Origin of the sequence: Streptomyces sp. CRCS-T-1 (assembly GCF_024442335.1) — a bacterium.
GTDB lineage: Bacteria > Actinomycetota > Actinomycetes > Streptomycetales > Streptomycetaceae > Streptomyces > Streptomyces koelreuteriae.
This window is the reverse complement of record NZ_CP101651.1, coordinates 7,525,747-7,544,882: the sequence shown is the minus strand read 5'-3', so window position 1 is coordinate 7,544,882 and position 19,136 is coordinate 7,525,747. Positions and strand designations below refer to the sequence as shown.

At 70.2% G+C, this 19,136-nt stretch carries 15 protein-coding genes; 12 read left to right on the top strand and 3 right to left on the bottom strand.

Annotated features, from left to right (window positions below):
* Positions 1-148 precede the first annotated feature (148 nt).
* From NNW99_RS34210 to NNW99_RS34190, 5 genes are all read left to right on the top strand, one after another.
* Entirely contained in the window at positions 149-889 is a 741-nt protein-coding gene (locus NNW99_RS34210; RefSeq protein WP_215123029.1) for a GntR family transcriptional regulator, read from the top strand.
* A 59-nt stretch (positions 890-948) separates the two neighbouring features.
* Positions 949-1,644 carry a phosphonatase-like hydrolase gene (locus NNW99_RS34205; protein WP_215123028.1) on the top strand — a complete coding sequence of 232 codons (696 nt, stop codon included), beginning with the start codon at positions 949-951 and terminating at the stop codon, positions 1,642-1,644.
* A gap of 271 nt (positions 1,645-1,915) precedes the next feature.
* On the top strand, positions 1,916-3,919 hold the full coding sequence (locus NNW99_RS34200; protein ID WP_215123027.1) for an NPCBM/NEW2 domain-containing protein: 2,004 nt from the start codon (positions 1,916-1,918) through the stop codon (positions 3,917-3,919).
* Positions 3,920-4,048: 129 nt separating this feature from the next.
* Positions 4,049-5,368, top strand: coding sequence for a phytase (locus NNW99_RS34195; RefSeq protein WP_251058002.1), 1,320 nt, complete (start codon positions 4,049-4,051; stop codon positions 5,366-5,368).
* Between the two features lie 140 nt (positions 5,369-5,508).
* Complete coding sequence (locus tag NNW99_RS34190; protein ID WP_215123025.1) at positions 5,509-6,117, top strand: DNA-binding response regulator; 609 nt, start codon at positions 5,509-5,511, stop codon at positions 6,115-6,117.
* Positions 6,118-6,124: 7 nt separating this feature from the next.
* Here NNW99_RS34190 and NNW99_RS34185 read toward each other — a convergent pair whose 3' ends face one another.
* A complete protein-coding gene (locus NNW99_RS34185; protein WP_215123024.1) occupies positions 6,125-7,858 on the bottom strand; it encodes a sensor histidine kinase in 1,734 nt (577 codons plus the stop codon).
* A 262-nt stretch (positions 7,859-8,120) separates the two neighbouring features.
* Between NNW99_RS34185 and NNW99_RS34180 the strand changes: the two genes are divergently transcribed.
* Both NNW99_RS34180 and NNW99_RS34175 read left to right on the top strand, forming a co-directional pair.
* A complete protein-coding gene (locus tag NNW99_RS34180; RefSeq protein ID WP_215123023.1) occupies positions 8,121-10,028 on the top strand; it encodes a serine hydrolase in 1,908 nt (635 codons plus the stop codon).
* Between the two features lie 108 nt (positions 10,029-10,136).
* Positions 10,137-11,036: a twin-arginine translocation signal domain-containing protein gene (locus tag NNW99_RS34175; protein WP_215123022.1), complete on the top strand. Its 900-nt coding sequence runs from the start codon at positions 10,137-10,139 to the stop codon at positions 11,034-11,036.
* Between the two features lie 54 nt (positions 11,037-11,090).
* Here NNW99_RS34175 and NNW99_RS34170 read toward each other — a convergent pair whose 3' ends face one another.
* Complete coding sequence (locus NNW99_RS34170) at positions 11,091-12,167, bottom strand: LacI family DNA-binding transcriptional regulator (protein WP_215123021.1); 1,077 nt, start codon at positions 12,165-12,167, stop codon at positions 11,091-11,093.
* A gap of 209 nt (positions 12,168-12,376) precedes the next feature.
* On the opposite strand from NNW99_RS34170, the gene NNW99_RS34165 reads away from it, so the two are divergent.
* The 5 genes from NNW99_RS34165 (at position 12,377) to NNW99_RS34145 (ending at position 17,544) form a co-directional block, all read left to right on the top strand.
* Entirely contained in the window at positions 12,377-13,681 is a 1,305-nt protein-coding gene (locus NNW99_RS34165) for an ABC transporter substrate-binding protein (RefSeq protein WP_215123020.1), read from the top strand.
* Positions 13,682-13,691: 10 nt separating this feature from the next.
* Positions 13,692-14,630 carry a carbohydrate ABC transporter permease gene (locus tag NNW99_RS34160; RefSeq protein ID WP_215123018.1) on the top strand — a complete coding sequence of 313 codons (939 nt, stop codon included), beginning with the start codon at positions 13,692-13,694 and terminating at the stop codon, positions 14,628-14,630.
* Positions 14,631-14,634: 4 nt separating this feature from the next.
* The gene (locus NNW99_RS34155) at positions 14,635-15,567 is read left to right on the top strand and encodes a carbohydrate ABC transporter permease (RefSeq protein ID WP_215123016.1); all 933 of its coding nucleotides are present in this window, start codon (positions 14,635-14,637) and stop codon (positions 15,565-15,567) included.
* A gap of 92 nt (positions 15,568-15,659) precedes the next feature.
* The gene (locus tag NNW99_RS34150; protein ID WP_215123015.1) at positions 15,660-16,619 is read left to right on the top strand and encodes an RNA polymerase sigma factor; all 960 of its coding nucleotides are present in this window, start codon (positions 15,660-15,662) and stop codon (positions 16,617-16,619) included.
* Positions 16,620-16,782: 163 nt separating this feature from the next.
* The gene (locus NNW99_RS34145) at positions 16,783-17,544 is read left to right on the top strand and encodes an RICIN domain-containing protein (protein ID WP_215123013.1); all 762 of its coding nucleotides are present in this window, start codon (positions 16,783-16,785) and stop codon (positions 17,542-17,544) included.
* A 39-nt stretch (positions 17,545-17,583) separates the two neighbouring features.
* Here the strand turns inward: NNW99_RS34145 and NNW99_RS34140 are convergent, their stop codons facing one another.
* The gene (locus NNW99_RS34140) at positions 17,584-18,972 is read right to left on the bottom strand and encodes a sigma-70 family RNA polymerase sigma factor (RefSeq protein ID WP_215123011.1); all 1,389 of its coding nucleotides are present in this window, start codon (positions 18,970-18,972) and stop codon (positions 17,584-17,586) included.
* Positions 18,973-19,136: the final 164 nt, after the last annotated feature.

The window sequence follows — 19,136 nt, the reverse complement described above, 5'->3', positions numbered from 1 at the left end:
TAAACTCGCGGACGCCGAATCAGCCGTCAAGACTCAAGGGTGTGCGGTCATCCACAGTTCACCGCGAGGTCATATTCGCAGTTCAGCGAGACTTCCTTGACACAGACAGCCTTTCCGGACCCCTCCACTACCTGTATGGTCAAGTGTCATGGACGGACCTCTGCACGGGCGCATCGCATCTGACCTGCGCCGCCGGATCGCTTCTCAGGAACTGCCACTCGGGGCACCGGTGCCTTCCGAATCACAGTTGTGCGAGCAATGGAACGCCTCCCGCGGTCCGGTCCGGCAAGCGCTCGCCACCCTGCGCGCGGAGGGTCTCATCGGCGGCGGCCGGGGCAAGCCGCCAGTGGTGCGCAGCCAGGTGGCGCCGCAGCCTTTCGAGACCTTCTGGTCGTTCTCGCGATGGGCCGAGGAGCTGGGCCGCACGCCGGGCCAGCGCACCCTCGAGGTCGCCCGCCGCCCGGCGTCGCCGGAGGCGGCCGACGCCCTCGAACTCGAGGAGGGCGAACCCGTCGTCCAACTCCTCCGGCTGCGGCTTCTTGACGGCGTGCCCGCGATGATCGAGAGAACCACATTCGTCTGGCCGGTCGGCCACCTGCTCTTCGACTTCGACTGCGACTCGGGGTCGATCTACGCCTACCTCAGCGGCCAGGGCGTGGACCTCAGCATGGCCCGTCATGTGATCGACGCGGTCGCCGCGGACAGCACCGACGCCTCACTGCTGACCACCCCTCAAGGAACCCCTCTGCTGCGGGAGCGCCGGCGCACCCGTTCCCTGACGGGCGAGGCCCTCGAGTACTCCGACGATCGCTACCGCCCGGACGTCGTGTCCTTCACCATCGAGAACTCCCAGCAGTCTCACCCTGCGCTGCTCCGCAGCCCCAACTGACCTTGAACACCGGGCCCTTGAGCACTCGGGGCCACCGCACTCCCCTGAGGACAACTCTAGTGTTCGAACTGGCCGTTCTGGATATAGCCGGCACCACCGTCGAGGAGCACGGCTGCGTGTACATCGCCCTCGAGGAGGCCGTGCGCGCCGCGGGGGCGAATCCCGGTCTCGCCGACATACAGCTCTGGATGGGCGCGGACAAACGCGAGGCCATCACCGAAATGCTGACCGACGCCTTCGGTACGGCGCCGGAGACCGCCGTGGTCGACACCGCGTACGCCGACTTCCGCCGCCGGCTGGAGGCCGCGTACGCCGAACGCCCGCCGACGCCCCTGCCAGGCGTCGCGGAGGCGATCGCCGCGCTGCGGGCGGCGGGAGTCAAGGTGGCACTCACCACCGGGTTCGACCGCGCGGTGACCGACGCACTGCTCGGCACGATCGGCTGGGACGAGACGGTGCTCGACGCCGTCGTCTGCGTGGACGACGTCCCGGCCGGCCGCCCCTACCCGTACATGATCTTCCGCGCGATGGAGAGGACCGGCGTCAGGGACGTCAGCAAGGTACTCACCGCCGGTGACACGGTCCGCGACCTCGACGCGGGCACGAACGCCGGCGCCGGCATGGTTGTCGGGGTACTCACGGGCGGCCTGGACGCCACGGCGCTCGGCAAGGTCCGCCACACGCACCTGCTGTCCAGCGTGGCGGACATACCCGCCCTGCTGTCCATCGGCGCACCCCGGCCGGTCGGCCGCTGACGGTGGAACTCCGACGGCCCTGGCGACACCCACACTCAAACAATTGCGATCACATATTCCCACTTTCAACGGCATTCCAGTGCCGCATGAACACTTCACCCCCACCTATTCCAACAGCATCAAACATGCCCTAACTTGAACGCACATCAGCAGCGCGGTCAGGTCGGACCGCGCGCGCGAAGGTCAGAGGAGACGCACTGTGCACTGCTCACCTCTTCGCAAGAGCCGGCTGAGATCACCAGGAGGGTTATGCGTTCTGGCCTTCACGGCCATGAGCCTGTCCCTCCCCGCCGCCCCATCCGCATCCGCTTCCGCTTCCGCTTCCGAGGCCTCCCCCGCATCGCACGCCCAGGGCGTCTCGCCCGGGCAGGACGGACTCGCGCAGACCCCGCCGATGGGTTTCAACAACTGGAACGCCACCCGCTGCGGCCCGGAGTTCAACGAGCAGCTGATCAAGAACACGGCCGACCTCTTCGTCTCCAAGGGACTGAAGGACGCCGGCTACGAGTACATCAACCTCGACGACTGCTGGGCACAGCCCCGGCGCGATCGGAACGGCAAGCTCGTCCCGGTACCCGAGCGCTTCCCGAACGGCATGAAGGCCCTCGCCGAATACGTCCACTCCAAGGGCCTGAAGATCGGCATCTACACCAGCGCGGGCACCAAGACCTGCGACCGCCCACGCGGCTTCCCCGGCGCCCTGGGCCACGAGAAGTCCGACGCCATGCAGTTCGCCGAGTGGGGCATCGACTACCTCAAGTACGACAACTGCAACAACAACGGCATCGACGCCAAGAAGCGCTACCAGGACATGGGCAACGCCCTGAAGGAGGCATCCGAGGCCACCGGCCACCCGATCGTCTACAGCGTCTGCGAATGGGGAGAGAACAAACCCTGGGAGTGGGCCAACGGCGTCGGCGGCCACCTCTGGCGCACGACCTACGACATCCTGGACAACTGGGATGCCATGCTCCGCAACGCCAAGCAGACCCTGCCACTGGCGCAGTACGCGGGTCCCGGCCGGTGGAACGACCCCGACATGCTGGAGGTCGGCAACGGCGGGATGACGGACACGGAGTACCGCACCCATTTCTCCCTCTGGTCGATCATGGCCGCGCCGCTGCTCATCGGCACCGATCTACGCAAGGCCACTCCCGCGACCTATGAGATCCTCGGCAACCGCGAGGTGATCGCCGTCGACCAGGACCCGCTGGGCGTCCAGGGATCGGTGGTCTCCTCCGAGGACGGTCGCTGGGTCATCTCCAAGGAGATGCAGGACGGCAGCCGCACCGTCGCCCTGTTCAACGAGAGCGACCGGCCTCAGCGCATCTCCACCTCCGCGGCCGAGATCGGGCTCGGCCAGGCCCAGGGGTACACGCTGCGCGACCTGTGGAAGCACCGCACCTACCAGTCCGGCGGAACCGTCTCGGCCACCGTCCCCGCGCACGGCACCGTGCTCTACCGCGTCTCCGCCGACCGGAACTGGAAGTCCTACCCGCCCGCGGCCGACCTCGTCCTCGACGGCACCACGATCGCCGAGCCGAACGCCCCGGCCAGGCTGAACAGTGTCTTCACCAACCTCGGCCGCGGCCAGGCCCGTTCGGTGTCGGTCGACGTCGATGCCCCGGAGGGCTGGCGCGTCACGCCCACCTCGAAGCCGTACGGAAAGCGGGTGCAACCGGGCCGGTCGCTGACCACGGGCTGGCAGCTCACCCCGCCCGTCGACGCGAAGCCCGGCGTGTACACGGTGAACGTGCGCGCCGCCTACCACTCGCCCAGGCGCGTCAAGGGTGTCCAGGACTCGTCCCTGGAAATCCACGTGGCCAAGGCACCACCGACCGGCAACAGCCATGCGAGCGACCTGGACTGGGTCAGCGCGCAGAACGGATTCGGGCCGGTGGAGAAGGACAAGAGCAACGGGAACCAACCACCCGGCGACGGCCGTACGCTGACCATCGGCGGCGTCACCTACGCCAAGGGCATCGGCGTCCACGCAGCGAGCGCGGTCACCTACTACACGGGCGGCCGGTGCTCCGCATTCAGCGCGCAGGTCGGCTTGGACGACGAGACCGGCCAGGCGGGCAGCGTCACCTTCGAGATCTGGGCCGACGGCAGGAAGGTGGCCTCGACAGGAACGGTGTCGGCGACGGACCCCGCCCGGACGATCTCCGCCGCGATCGACGGCGCCCACAGCGTCCGGCTCGTGGTGACCGACGCCGGTGACGGCATCCGCTTCGACCACGCCGACTGGGGCAACGCCGTCTTCCACTGCTGAGGCGCCCCGTCTTCGACGCCTGGGTCAGACGCCGGTCGCATGAGCCATCCGTTGTTCACGGCTCGGTCGGCTCACCCACACACCGCACCCATACGTTCTCACCAGACCCTCTTCCAACCGAGGAGTATCGTGAGCGCCTCTGCTCTGAGCACTCTCACCGCCGCCCTGTTGATGGTCACGGGCGTGTCCGCCGCCCCGCAGCCGGTCCCCGTCTCCGCTCGCGTGGAGACACCCGCCGTGTACGACGACGAGGCGGGCGGCAACGCCGACGCCGACGACCCGGCCGTCTGGGTCGACCCCGGCGATCCCGACCGCAGCCTCGTGATCAGCACCCTCAAGGAGGCCGGCCTCGACGTCTACGGACTCGACGGCCGGCGCCTGCAGCACATCACCGCGCCCGCGGCGCCCGGCGAGGACGCCGCCCCGGGCCGCTTCAACAACGTCGACGTGGTCTACGGCTTCTCACTGGACGGCAAGAAGACCGATCTGGCCCTGGTCAGCGACCGCGGCCGGGACCGGGTGCGGGCCTACGCCATCGACCCGGCCGCCGTCGCCGCGGGAACGCCGCCGTTGAAGGACGTGACGGCGGCGGACATCGCGCCGGTCTTCGCCACGAGCGAGGCCGAGGTCGACGACCAGCGCACCGCCTACGGACTGGCCGCCTTCAGCGACGACGACCACGCGTACGCGGTGGTGTCCCGCCGTTCGGAGACCCGGGTACGGCTGCTGCAACTGGAGGACCACGACGGGCGCGTCGGCTACAAGACCGAGGACACGCTCGACCTTCCGCGGTCCTTCACCCTGCCCGACGGCGGGAAATGGACGCCGTGCGCCGACCCCGGAGACCACGCCCAGGTCGAGGGCATGGTCGTCGACCAGGAGGAACACGTGCTGTACGCGGCCCAGGAGGACGTCGGGCTGTGGCGGATCGGCCTCGACGACGAGGAGTTCGAGCGGCCGAAGCTGATCGACCGGGTGCGGGAGTACGGCACGCCGTGGACCTATCACACGGAGACGGAGGAGTGCGTCCTCGACACCGCGAACGACCCGGGCTTCGGCGGTGAACACCTGAGCGCCGACGCCGAGGGCGCCACGATCTACCACGCCGACGACGGCACGGGATATCTGCTCGCCTCCAGCCAGGGCGACAACACCTTCGCCGTGTACGAGCGCCAGGGCCGCAACGCCTACCTCGGCTCCTTCGCCGTCACCGACGGCGCCGCCACCGACGGGGTGCAGCAATCCGACGGGGCCACCGTGGTCAACGTGCCGCTGGGGCAGACCTTCCCCCAGGGCCTGCTCGTGACCCATGACGGCGAGGCCACACCCGCCGACGGGGACCGGGAGGGCACCGACTTCAAGTTCACCGGCTGGGAGTCGGTGGCCACCGCCTTCCCGAAGCCGCTGACCGTCGACACCGAGTCGTTCGACCCGCGCGACACGGACTGACCCACCGGCCCGAGGCTCGCCCGGATCAGACCATGACGATCCGGGCGAGCCGCCAGCAGGAGCGGCCTCGGGCGCCGGATGGAGGCGGACGCGGTGCATGCCCACAGGCCGGAGGTACGATCCTTCGCCGGGGGGGGACTGTGATCCGCATTCTGCTGGCCGAAGACATGCACATGATCCGTGGGGCGCTGGCAGCCCTGCTGGGCCTGGAGCCGGACATGGAGGTCGTGGCCGAGGTGGCACGTGGGGACGCCGTCGTCCCCGCCGCTCTCGCCCACCACCCCACCGTCGCGGTACTCGACCTGGAAATGCCCGGCGCCGACGGACTGTCCGCCGCCCGCGACCTCGGAGCCGCGCTTCCTGACTGCCGGATCCTCATCCTCACCGCCTTGGGCCGGCCCGAGGCACTGAGGTCGGCTCTCGCCGCCCAGGTGGGCGGGTTCGTGCTCAAGGACGCCCAGCCGGATCAGCTGGCCGCCGCGATCCGCAGCGTGGCGGACGGGGAGCATGTCATCGATCCAAGGCTGGCCGCCGCGGCGCTCACCGCCAAGGTGAACCCGCTCACCCCACGCGAGACCGATGTGCTGCGGCTGGCTGCCGCCGGGGCCGAACTCTACGAGATCGCCCGCGAGTTACACCTCTCGCAGGGCACCGTACGGAACTATCTCGGTGCGGCCGTCACCAAGCTCGATGCCCGCAACCGGCTCGACGCGGTGCGGATCGCCCGGGAGCAGGGCTGGTTGGAGTGACACGGAGTCACCCGCCGACGGGGACCGGAGCGGATTCCAGACGGACGGTCACCACGTAGCCGCGGCCGTGCGGGGCCGGTCCGGCCTCCAGGATCCCGCCGAGCGCGGTCGCGCGCTCACGTAGATTCCTCAGTCCGTTGCCGCCGGTACCCGCTCCGTCGCCCTCTCCCCGTGACGGTGGGGGAACCACGCGGCCGTCGTCCGCCACCCGCAGCAGCCCGGGGCCGAAGTACACCTCGCACCGGCGCGCTCCCGCCGCGTGTCGCAGCACGTTCGTCACCGCCTCGCGCAACACCGTCGCGAACAGTGCTTCCGACACCTCCTCCACCTCGTCCGCCCCGCCCCGGACCCGCACGGCGATGCCCGCGGCGGCCAGTACGTCCCGGGCGGAGGCCACTTCCTCGGCCAGCGAGATCTCCAAGCCCTCCCCCGGGATCGCCCGAAGGTCCGTCAGCGCCTGGTCCGCCAGCGCCGCCGCATCGGCGAGGTGCCGGCCGGCCCGCTCCCGGTCAGGGTCGCGGAGCGCCAGTTCGCCCTTCAGGGCGATCGCCGACAGCCCGTAGCCCAGCAGGTCGTGGACGTCCCGGGCGATGCGCCGGCGTTCTCGCGCCACGGCCAGCGACGCCAGCGCTCCGCGAGCCTCCCGCACCTGACGGACCAGGCCGCTGAGCAGGGCAAGGCCGTAGAAGACCGAAGCGATCACCACGATGTCCAGCAGGAGGACAGCGGTGCCATGAGCCCCGGGCCCGTCCGTCCTCAGCAGCATCGCGATCGCCGCCAGCGCGGTCAGCGCCCCGGCCGCCGGCCAGGCGGTGCGCCCGGGGAGGACGATCAGCACCGAGGCGGCCACGAACCCCACCGGCTGGGGGTACGGACCGTCCGGAGCGGCCAGCACGCCCAGGGCGACAGTGAGTTGCACACCCAGGGTCCACGCGACGTACGGGGGACGCACACCGGGCGGACGCGGCAGGGAGTGGTACGCCTGGAGTCCGACCACGGCCGCCAAGGCGGCCGCGTACCCGGCGACCCGCCCGCCCGGCATCCCGGCACCGAGCAGGAAGACAGTGCCCACGATCAGATACTCGACGTGGGTGGCGACCACGATGGGCCACACCAGCCGGGAGGCCAGGGCACAGCCGGGGGCGTCCGTCCCGGCGGCCGACTGTGCGGGCGGCGCGGCTCGTACGCGCTCCGTCGCAGCCCGCGCGACCGCCACGAGTTCCCGCGCCGCCCGCGTACCCTGCCCGGCCAGCCGGGTGATCTCCGCCAGGGCCGCTCCCAGTACCGCGTCCAGGTCCCGCCCGGCACGCTCCCGCTCGGCCGCGACCCGGGCCTGCGCCAATGCGCCACGCGTGGCGCGGAGTTCGGTGTAGAGGTCGGTGAGCCGGGTCAGCGCGTAGAGGACCAGTCCGTGGGCGAGGGCATTCCCGATGCCGTTGAGAACGGAATGGACGCTGCCGTCGCCGGATGAGAGCGGCCCCGCCGCCAGCACGACGACCGCGAACAGGGCCCATCGCAGGCGCCGTTCGAAGACCAGCAGCACGGAGGCGCCCAGGAAGCCGGGCAGCCCGGACCAGGGCATCAGCAGGACCTGTGCGGCGAGGGCCCAGGCCCCGCGCAGCCGCCGCGTCGAAGGCAGGCAGATGGCCAACTGGAGCAGCAGCATCGGCACGGCGGCCGGGCGCGGCAGGACGACAGCGGGCTCGAAGGCGAAGCCGAGAATGACGACGACGAGGATCACCGATACGACCGCCGGCGTCGGACCGTCATCGGCGTCGGCGCCTGAGCCGACGTCTGAGCCGGCATCCGTACCGGTGAAAGTCCTCCGCGCGGTGCCCCTGGGCCTGGTCCCCCGCCCGCACCGAAATGCCCAGCCCCACCCGTTCATGAGGTCACGTTAGACGCACGCCGGTGCACCGCACCCGCCCCACCCATGTGAAATACACATCGCCAGATGCGCCTCGCACTGCCGCCGCCCCGTTCCCGAACGAGATCGTCGACGCATGCGTACGACGTCGATACGGACCCTCACCACGATGGCAGCCGCCCTCACGATCGCCTCCGCCGCGCTGCTCTCCGTCGCGGCCCCCGCTCACGCGGCGGCTCCGCCCCGTCTCGAGTCCCTCGTCGACGCCGCCGTCGCCGACTTCCTGGAAGACGACCGCATCCCCGGCGCGGCCGTCACCGTCGTGGCCGGCGGCCGGACCGTCCTGGCCAAGGGCTATGGCGTCGCCGACGTCCGCACCCGGACCCCGGTCGACCCGCAGCGCACCGGTTTCTTCCTCGGCTCACTCGCCAAGCTGTTCACGGCGCAGGCGGCCTCCCAGCTCGTCGCCGAGGGGAAGGTCGACCCGAAGGCGGACGTCAACGACCACCTCCGTGCGGTCACCGTCCCCGACACCTACCCAGGGCGCCCCGTCACCCTGGACCAACTGCTCACCCACACCGGGGGCTTCGACAGTGACCTCGTCGGCCGGAACAGGACCCGAGCGAAGGACGTCGAACCGCTCGCCGAAAGCCTTGTGACACGCCGCCCGCCCCGGGTCCGTGCCCCGGGCACGACCGCCGCCTACGACAACTACGGCTACGCGCTCACGGGCCAGCTCGTCGCCGATGTCTCCGGCCGGTCCTTCCCCGCCTATGTCGACGAGCACATTCTGGGGCCCCTGGGCATGACCGGTTCCACGTTCGCCCAGCCGCCGCCGGCCTCGATCGCCGCCGGTCTCGCCCGCGGCTACCGCCCCAACGGCACGTCCGGCTGGACGGAGGACGAGGGCCAGTACGGTGCGTGGAGCCCGTCCGGGCCCGGTGCGGTCAGCACCGCCGTAGACATGGGCCGCTGGATGACGGGGCAGCTCACCGACGACACGACGGCGAACGGCCTCATGCAGCGGGTCCACTACCGGCAGGATCCCCGTATGCCCGGCCTGGGCTACGGATTCGAGGAGTGGCGGCGCGGCGGGCGCACCGGTTGGTTCAAGGACGGCGACATCCCCGGCTTCCACTCCAACCTGCTGCTCGTCCCCGCCCGCGACGTGGGGGTGTTCGTCGTCTTCAACGGCGACGGCAGGGACGGACGCGCCTCCTGGGACGGCAAGGACCTGATCGACCGGATCGTGGACGTCCTCGTCCCGGACAACCCCGCACCCGCCGCCCCGGGCGCCGTGACCGATCCGTCCCTCGCCTCGTACCCGGGCACCTACCGCCCGGGCCGGGTCAGCCGCACCGGTCTCATGGCGTTGGAGGGCCTGGTCGCGAGTGTCACCGTCCGGGAGGACGGCGAGAACGGGCTGCGCACCACCGGGCTCTCCCTCGACCCCGACCAGCCGGAACAGCGCTGGCTCGCGCTCGGCGACGGCCTGTTCCAGGAGCGCGGCGGAAGCGCGACGCTTGCCTTCACCCGGGGCGGCGTGCTCGTCTCGTCGGCAGTGCCGTCGAGCACATACGCGAAGCTGACCTGGCACCAGTCCCCGTCCCTGCACCTCGGACTGCTCGCTGCCGGCACGGGCACGCTGATACTCGCCGCGATCGCCCTTCCCGTCATCGCCCTGGTACGGCGGCTTCGGGGCCGAACCCCGCACCCTCCCGCGGCACGGGTCGCACGCGCCACGGCCTCGGCGACCGGGCTGATCGCGGCCGCGTTCACGGCCGCACTCGCCGCGGTCGTCCGGGACGGCAACGCGATGATGGAAGCCGTGCTGCTGGGACCCCCGCTGCTGTCCATCGTGACGATGCTGGGAACGGCACTCGTGCTGCTGGCACTGGGTGTGGTGGCGGGGGCGATCGCGGCCTGGTTCCGCGGCTGGTGGAACGTGTCCGGCCGCATCCTGTTCACCCTCACGGCGATGGCCGCGGTCGCGATGGCGAGCATGCTGCTCCAGTACCGCCTGGTGGGCGGCCCGTTCGTCTGACCTGCCGGTGAACTCCCGGCCCGTGCGTGCCCGGCCGGTCCTCAACCCATCTCCGACCCGTACGAGGCACACGACCATCCGATGCCACAGCCAGCAGAGGAGCAGATCATGAACACGTGGACCAGACGCGGTCTTCTGACCGCCGGAACGGCGACGGGAGTCGCCGCGCTCATCGGCGCCGGATCGCCGACTCGGGGACCGGAACCGCTCGACATCGTCACCGGCGAGGACGGGTTCAGAGCGCCGACGACCGCGGCCGCCGGCGCGGTGACCTTCCGGGTACGCACCACCAGTACCCGTACCGGCATCGTCGGCATCGCCCGACTCCGCCGCGGCGTCGGCGAGGCCGCCTTCCGCAGACACCTGCGCGACGTCTTCGAGAAGAAGAACGCGCAGGACGTCATTCAGGCGTCCAAGGATCTGATGGCCGACGCCGAGCTGTTCGGCGGCGCCATGGCGGTCCCCGGTTCACAGTCGTCCTTCACCGCGTGGCTGCCGCCCGGGCGGTACCTCGTCCTGGAGTACAAGGACTTCGAGGGGCCCCGCGTCGGACGCGATCCCCTCCCCGGCACGGAGTACGTCAGCCCGCTCCTCGTCCACGCGGCGGACGTCGCCGGAGCCGGGCGTCCGCGTCCCTCCGCCACCGTCATCGCCGTCGACACGAAGATGGGCCCGCGCTTCGTCCTGGAGGGACGCATACGCCGGGACCGGCCCGTGCGCTACGTGAACGCGATGCGGGGACAGGTCGACGAGCTCGCGGTGTACCCCCTCACCGACGACTCCGTCACCGAGGCCGACATCCAGAGGTTCTTCCAGGAACCGTGGAGCGCCGCGCCGTTCGACCTCGCCGCGCAACTGGGCACGCCCCCGCTCTCCCCGGGCCGGAGCGCGGTCCTCGGGATGCCCCTCGAGCCGGGCCGTTACGCCCTGACCAGCTGGGTCGCCGGTATGCAGGACGCACAACATCTGTCCGCTCACGGCCAGGTGCTCATCGTCACCGTTCCCTGATCCGCGCTCCGCGTCCGGCCGGGCCGGCTCGTCGGTCATGTACCGGCGTGGGTCTCAGACGTTGGACCCGCCGGGCGCGGTGCCGGTGCTCTCCCGCACGACCAGGTGGGTGGCCAGCTCCATCCGCAGCGTCGGACCGGGGAGCACCGCGTCCGCGCCCTGCAGCACGATGCGCGCCGCGAGGGCCGCCATCTCGCGCAACGGCTGGCTCACCGTGGTCAGCGGCGGGGAAGCCCAGGCGGCGTTCGGAACGTCGTCGAACCCGACGATGCTCACATCGGTCGCGACCCGGAGCCCGGCCTGTCTGATCGCCTCGTATGCGCCCAGGGCCATCAGATCGCTGCAGGCGAAGACCGCGGTGGGCGGGTCGGGGAGGGCGAGCAGGTCACGCATGCCGGAGAACCCGGTGGTGTAGTAGAAGTCGCCGGGCCGCTGCAGGGCCGGGTCGACCTCGATGCCCGCTCCCTCGAGTGCCGCGCGATACCCGTCCAGGCGCGCTCGCGCGCACAGCGCGTCCTCCAGGCCTCGCAGGATGCCGATCCTGCGGTGCCCCAGATCGAGCAGATGCCGGGTCGCGACCAAGCCGCCCTGCCAGTTCGTCGCGCCGACCGTCGGCACCCCGGCGTCGGGGCTGCCGACCGGGTCGACCACGGCCATCGGGATACCGAGGGCATCGACCTGCTCGCGCTGGGGCGGGGTGAGATCGGTGACCGCCAGGACGATCCCGTCGGAGCCGCGCGTGGACACATTGTCCAGCCAGCGCCCGGTGTCGGTGGTGGTTCCGTGGGCCGCGGTCACGACCACCTCGGCACCGTGCTCGGCCGCCGCGCTCTGCACTCCTTGCATCACCTCGCCCGCCCACAGGCTGTCCACCTCCCGGATGACCAGGTCGATCCAGCCGGCCGTCCTCTTCGGGCGGGCGCGGCGGCGCAGGTAGTTGTGCCGCCGCAGCAGTTCCTCGACACGGGCCCGAGTCTCCGGCGCCACCTGTTCGTGGCCGTTGAGGACCTTGGAGACCGTAGGTGCCGAGACCCCGGCTTCCCGGGCGATCTCGGCGATGGTGACACGCGCAGCGGGATCAGCAGCGCCGGTCCGGACCGTCGCTCCGCTGCTGCTCCGTCCGCCGGGCATGCATGACCTCGTCTCTGTATCGGCTTGCTGCGGCAAGCATACGCAGCGCCGCCGATAGTTTCGGCAAGCCCTTGCTATGCCGATCCGCCCTCCCTGGGCGCGCACTTGCCGCCACCTTCCCTTGACGACGCCCCGCACGTGCCCCTAACTTGCCCGACGTGCACAAGGAAAGTTGCCGAATGTTTCGGCCGTACGGGGGATGTGCCTCGATGAATCCAGGCGGTGCTCTGCGAGTCACCACGACCGTCGCCTCAGCTCTGGCGCTGGCTGTCGCCACCACAAGCTGCGACAGCTCCGACGGCCCGGCATCCGGAAGGGTCACCATCCGGATCTCCACCTTCTCCAACATGGGCTTCAACACGTCAGGGCTGTTCGAGGAGTACGAGAGACTCCATCCCGGCATCACCATCGAGGAGGACAACGCCGCCGACGAGGCCACCTACTGGCAGGCTCTGCAGCCCAAACTGAGCAGCGGTCAGGGCCTGGGCGACATCGTCAGCGTCGAGGTGGGCCGCATTCGCACCATCGCCGGGAGCAAGGCCGGCATGTTCGCCGATCTCTCACAGGCCCCGGGAGTGCGCGCCGACTCCTTCTACCCGTGGAAGTGGGACCAGGCCGAGGCCGAGGACGGCCGGGTGCTCGGCCTGGGGACCGACATCGGCCCCATGGCCGTGTGTTACCGCAAGGACCTGTTCCGGCAGGCCGGGTTGCCGACACAGCGCGATGCCGTCGGCGACCTGTGGGCAGCCGGCTGGGAGAGGTACGTGGACGTCGGCGAGAGGTTCCAGAAGCAGACCGAGGACAAGAGCCTGCGCTTCATGGACACCGGCAACGGCCTCTACAACGCCATGATCTTCGGACAGACCACGTCCTACTACGACTCCTCCGGCAAGCTGGTCCACGACAGCAACCCCGGTGTCCGGAGGGCCTACGACCTGGCCGCCCGGGCCAACGCCTCGGGGATGACCGCCAGGCTGCAGCAGTTCCAGACCAACTGGCGCAAGTCGTTCTCGGCTGCGAAGTTCGCCACCGTGGTCTGCCCCTCCTGGATGCTCGGCCAGATCTCCCAGGCCGCCGGTCCCGGGGGCGAGGGCCAGTGGGACATCGCCAGAGCGCCTGCCCCCGCCAACTGGGGCGGTTCCTTCCTGACCGTTCCCGAGAACAGCGAGGTCCGGGGCGAGGCCGAGAAGCTCGCCGCCTGGCTGACCGATCCGGCCCAGCAGGCCAAGACCTTCGCCGACGCCTCCGCGGGCAACTTCCCGTCCTCCCGCACCGCCGCCGCCGGCCCCTCGGTCGCCGGCACCCGGAGCCGGTACTTCAGCGACGCTCCCGTGGGACGCATCTTCGGGGCGGCGGCGAAGGACATGCCGACGCTGAACATCGGTCCGGATCAGGGCCTGATCACCAACGCCATCTCCAGCGGTCTGACCCGGGTCGAGCAACAGGGAATGAACCCGGACGAGTCCTGGCGGCAGTCCCTGGGCGAGGTCGAGTCGGCCATCGGGAAGGACTGAGCGATCCGCAATGGCATCCCCCCTCGCGCCCACCTCCTCCGCACGGCGCGGCCGGCGCTACCGCTGGGGCCTCAAGATCACCCCGTACACGTATGTGGCGCCGTTCTTCGTGCTGTTCGGTGCGTTCGGTCTCTATCCCCTGGCGTACACCGCCTGGTTGTCCCTGCACGACGTTCAGCTCGTCGAGCTGAACGCGCTGTCCTGGACCGGACTGGGGAACTACGACGACCTGCTGACCAGCCCGCGGTTCTGGAAGGCGACGCTCAACACGATCTCCATCGGGGTCATTTCGGCGGTTCCCCAACTGCTGATGGCGCTCGGTCTGGCGCACCTGCTGAACTACCGTCTGCGCGGCGCGCTGATGTGGCGGGTGGCGTCACTGGTGCCGTACGCGACCTCGGCGGGCGCCGCCGCGCTGTTCTTCCAGTTCGCGTTCAGCCGCGACTTCGGCCTGGTGAACTGGGCACTGCACAGCCTGGGCCTGGGCCCTGTGGACTGGGAGGGCGGCACCCTCTCCTCCCAGCTGGCCGTCTCCGCCATCGTCATCTGGCGCTGGACCGGCTACAACGCGCTGCTGTTCCTGGCCGCGATCCAGGCGATCCCGCAGGAGCGCTACGAGGCGGCGGCACTGGACGGCGCCTCCCGCCGGCAGCAGCTCCTCTACGTGACGATCCCCGGCATCCGCCCCACCATCGTCTTCACGATCGTGATCTCCACCATCGGCAGCATCCAGCTGTTCGGCGAACCGCTGATCTTCGGGGGTGGGTCGCAGGCGGTGCAGGGCGGTGCCGACGGCCAGTACCAGACACTGGGCCTGCTCCTGTACCAGACGGGGTGGGCGAACGGGAACGCCGGGCGGGCATCGGCGCTGGCCTGGCTGATGTTTTTGCTGATCATCCTGATCGCGCTGACCCAGGCGGTTGTCGCGCGACGCGCACGGAGGCGATGACGCCATGACCGCCCCGACGGAGACGACCCTCTCCCGCCGGCCCTCGCGGGTGCGCGGCCCCGATGCCCGCGGTGTCCGCCCTCGCCGCTCCGCGTCACCGTTCCGGCCCGGTGCCGGCCGGCAGGCGCACGGCGGGCCGGTCGCCTATCTGCTGCTCGGTCTGATGGCCGTGATCTCGCTGTTCCCCCTGTACTGGACGATCGTCGCCGCCTCGACCTCCAGCCAGGCCGTCAACCGAGCAGCCCCTCCGCTGCTCCCTGGCGGCAGGCTGATCAGCAACCTGGGCGCTGCCTGGCGGGACGCGGATCTGGGCAAGGCCGTCCTCAACTCCTTCGTGGTGTCCGGGTCGGTGGCCGCGTCCACCGCGCTGTTCGCCACCCTCGCCGGATACGCCTTCGCCAAGCTTCGTTTCCGGTTGCGCACCGCCCTGCTGCTGGTCGTCATCGCCACCGCCGCGGTGCCGCCCCAGCTCAGTGTGATTCCCCTGTTCCAGATCATGACCTCACTGGGCTGGTACGGCCGTCTGCCGGCGGTGATCGCCCCGACTCTGGTCAGCGCGGTCGGTGTGTTCTTCATGCGCCAGTACCTCGCCGAGGCACTGCCCGACGAACTCATCGAGGCGGCCCGGGTGGACGGCGCGGGCTCCCATCGGATCTTTTGGCACGTGGTCCTGCCCGCGGCTCGGCCCGGGATGCTGGTGCTGTTCCTGATCACGTTCGTGCAGTCCTGGAACGACTTCTTCTGGCCGTTCGTCGTCCTCACCTCGGAGAACCCGACCGTGCAGGTGGCGATGGTCAAGCTGGCCCAGGGCTATGTCCCCGACCAATCGGTGATCATGGCTGGAGCGCTCCTCGGGACCCTGCCGCTGCTGCTCCTCTTCCTGGTGTTCGGCCGACGCATCGTCGGCAATCTGACGCTGGGCGCCCTGAAGGGCTGACCGTGCCTCGCGGTTCGGTGAACCCGACCCGCGCGTGAGTGCCCGCTGACTGTGCATTCCAATGGATCCGACCCCGACGAGCAGGTGGGTTTGTGCTCTGGAATTCCGGCTCGCAACCGCAGGAGTTGTCCGATGCCGAACTGCTGCAGAGGGTGAGCGATGGAGCCCCCGACGCCTTCGGTGTGCTGCAACGCCGCCACGAACGCGCGGCGTGGGCCTATGCCTCCACCTGCTTGAAGTCACCCGGTGACGCACAAGCGGTGACCGCGTACGCCCTGACCGGATTGCGCCTGAGGATCGGGCGGGCCGAGACGGGTGAGAGCTGCGTCCGCGTCAGCATTCTCAACAGCATCCGCGGCGTGGCCATCCAATGGGCGGCTCTGAATCCGACCATGCTGACTCCGTCGTTCGGCCGATGGGTCGGTGGCGGAGCGGTGTGGTCACTGACGGAGGACGCCGAACTGCGTTCCGCCTTCGAGGAGTTGCCCGGCACCGATCAGTGTTTGCTGTGGCACTCGATCGTCGAGGGTGACAGTCCGGCCACCGTGGGCGGCATCGTGGGAATCCCGGCCGGCGGCGTGAGCGAGTATGTCGCGCAAGCGGTGCACTCCCTTCGCCGTGGCTGTGCCGAGAGGTACGCGTCGCGCCTGGACCGGGAGGATTGTCTGGGCTTCGTGAACGCGGTCGTATTCGGTTCGGCCGAGTCCTGGGCCGATGCGGCTGACACGACGCATCTGCGGGAGTGTCCGGAATGCCGCGAGGTCTTCTGGGAGCTGCGCAACCTGAGCGTCCGGCTCCCCGCCCGGCTTCCGCAACGACTGCTGGGGTGGTGGCCGGCCGATGCCTACCGCTCCGCCAAGTACGAGGTCGCCGGCGCCACCGCCCCGGTCTCGGCAGCCGCTCGACGTACCCGCGGCGCGTTCCCGCGCGTCGCCCGAAGCGGACGACGACGTCGCGCTCGGCCGCCCGGGTACTGGTACGTGGCCGCCCTGGGCTTCCTGCTCGTGCTCGTGGCGTTCGGCCTGTACGCGCTGGCCGCGAAGCGCCCATGAGGAACCTTCGAACTCACCGAGACAAGGGGGCGTCTTGACGTCATACCCGCCCTGTGACGACCCGTCATGCTCCGGGGAATCCATTGCCGGACAACACGTGTGCTCACGGTCCGTCCCGCCGGTCTTCCTGCCGAACACCGCTGCCCCATTGGACCCGGCGTCGGTGTCGGCCTTCGATCACCAGGAGCCGTCACCGGCCGTCCCGGCGAGCGACAACCAAGAGGTCAGCGAGCACCATCACGCGTTCCGCCGCGCGGCGGTGTTGGTCGCGGTGTTCGTCGGAGCGGCCTCTCTTCTCGCACTCCTCGTGTCTTCTCCCGAGAGGTCACCTACGACCAGCCTCGCCCCTGCGTCGAGAATGCCGCCGTCGCGACTGCCGACTCCCCAGCCTCCACCGCTCGTCACCGGTTCGCCTTCGGAATCGCACACACCGGTACGCAGAAAGGCGTCGCCCACTCCGTCCGCTTCCGAGTCGCGTGCCGAGCCCACCCGCCGGCCAGATCCGTCACCGACCGCTCGAGCAACCAATCAGCCGCTCGCCCATGCGTACGTCGGAACACGCTCGAGCCTCTGTCTCGATGTCCCCGATGCTTCGCGGGCCGAGGGCACGCAACTCACTATCTGGCCCTGCCACGGAGGAATCAATCAGCAGTTCACGCACACGGTCGACGGCGAACTGCGCGTCTACGGCGACCACTGCGTGACCGCGAGCGGGGGCGCCGTCCGAAGCGCCCCGGTCGTCGTCGCGCCCTGCACCTCCGACGCCCGGCAGCGCTGGCAACTGGCGGGCGACGGCACGATCCGGCAGGCGGGCATGTGTGTCGACGTGACCAACGGCTACAACGATCCCGGCACGCCCATCCAGATCTGGGACTGCGTGGTGTCGAGCAATCAGCAATGGTCACGTGTGCCACCCGCCGAGTGACACGAAGGTCCCCCCGCCCGACGATGTCCCGGACCGACGTCAGACCAAGTACGTCTCCCCGTCCCTGCCGATGGCGACCATCGACCGATGCTCCCGGCTGTACCGGATCTCCCACACCTGACGGGGATCGCCGGAGTCACACCGCGCCTGTGCGACGGGGGCCGCGCCGGCCTCCGAGACCCGCAGACACAGGCCCGTTCCCGAGTTGTGCAGCAGCAGCCGAGCGCCTCGGACGTGGTCCTCCACCCACGTCTGGTTCGTGCTGTCGTCGCAGTCGGCCGTGCGCACCCCGTTCGTCGACCCCGGCACCGGTTCCAGACAGTCGCCGCTCGCCGCGGACCGGAGCACGGAGGTCGGGCCGTACGGGATGTCCGGCCTGGTGGCGTCGCTCGGGGGCGAGGACGGCGTGGTGGTCGCCGACGCCGAAGGGCTCGGGGGCGGTGGTGTGATCGTCGACTCGTAGGGCTGCAGCGCGAAGTAACACGCCGTCACCACGGCCACTCCCGCGCCGACGGACGCGGCGCTCTTGGCGAAGGGGAGGCTGTGCCACGACGAGGCGAGCACCGTGGGGTCGGAGACCGCTGCCCCGGACGCGCTCAGCGCGACGGCCGACGCCTTCGCCGTGCCCGCGGCGGAAGCCAGCTCGGCGCCCACCCCGAACAGAATGGCGCCGGGCAGCACGACCCGCAGACGGGCATTGAGGTCGGTGAGGTCCACGAAGGCCTGTCGGCAGTGGGCGCAGTCGCCGAGATGACGCTTGAGGTCCCTGCCCGGCCGCCGCCGACGTCGTACGGCCGCTGCCAGCAGACCGCTGTACCGGCCGCAGAGGCTGTCCTCGTCCTGGTCGCCCGCATGGGCGTGGACGCTGAGATACGCCTCGCGCAACCCCTCCCGCGCCCGCTCGGCGAGCGACGTCACTCCGCTCTCACTGATCCCGAGGCGCTCGGCGACCTTCGCAGTCGGCTCCTTCTGCACCGTCGTGTACCACAGGACCGTCTGCCAGCGCTCCGGCAACTGCTGGAAGCTGCGGACGACGAGGGCACCCTCCTCGCGGCTGAGCACCATCTCCTCGCCGGTGAGGGCCTCGTCCACCTCGTCCTGAAGTTCGTCGCTGGGCAGTGCCCGGCCGTTCATGACCGCCCAGTCGATGACGATGCGTCTCACCGCGGTGAGGAGGTAGGGGCGCCACGGGCCACGCGGTCCACCACCGCGACGGACCGCTTCGATCGTCCTGGCGAAGGCCTCGGATGCCGCGTCGTCCGCCGTATGAGCGTCCCGGCAGCGGGAGACGGCGTACGCGCGCACCGCGGTGTGATGACGCCGGTACAGCTCGGCGAGCTCTTCTTCCGCGGCCTCACCGCCGCGCAGCGGTGCCGCCAGTTCGTCGTCCGTGCGGTCGACGTGGCTGCCTTGTTGCGTCGTAGACATCCAAACACCTGACTTCCGAGCAGGGAGGAGGCCCATCCCGGCGCGAAGCCGGCCCCTTCGGCCGACCCCGTGCATGTGCTGCCGTCACTGCCGTCACCAGGAAGAACGTGTGCGAGGCAACCGTGTCTCGCGACATTGCCCACGCTTTACCTTGACTCGTGCCG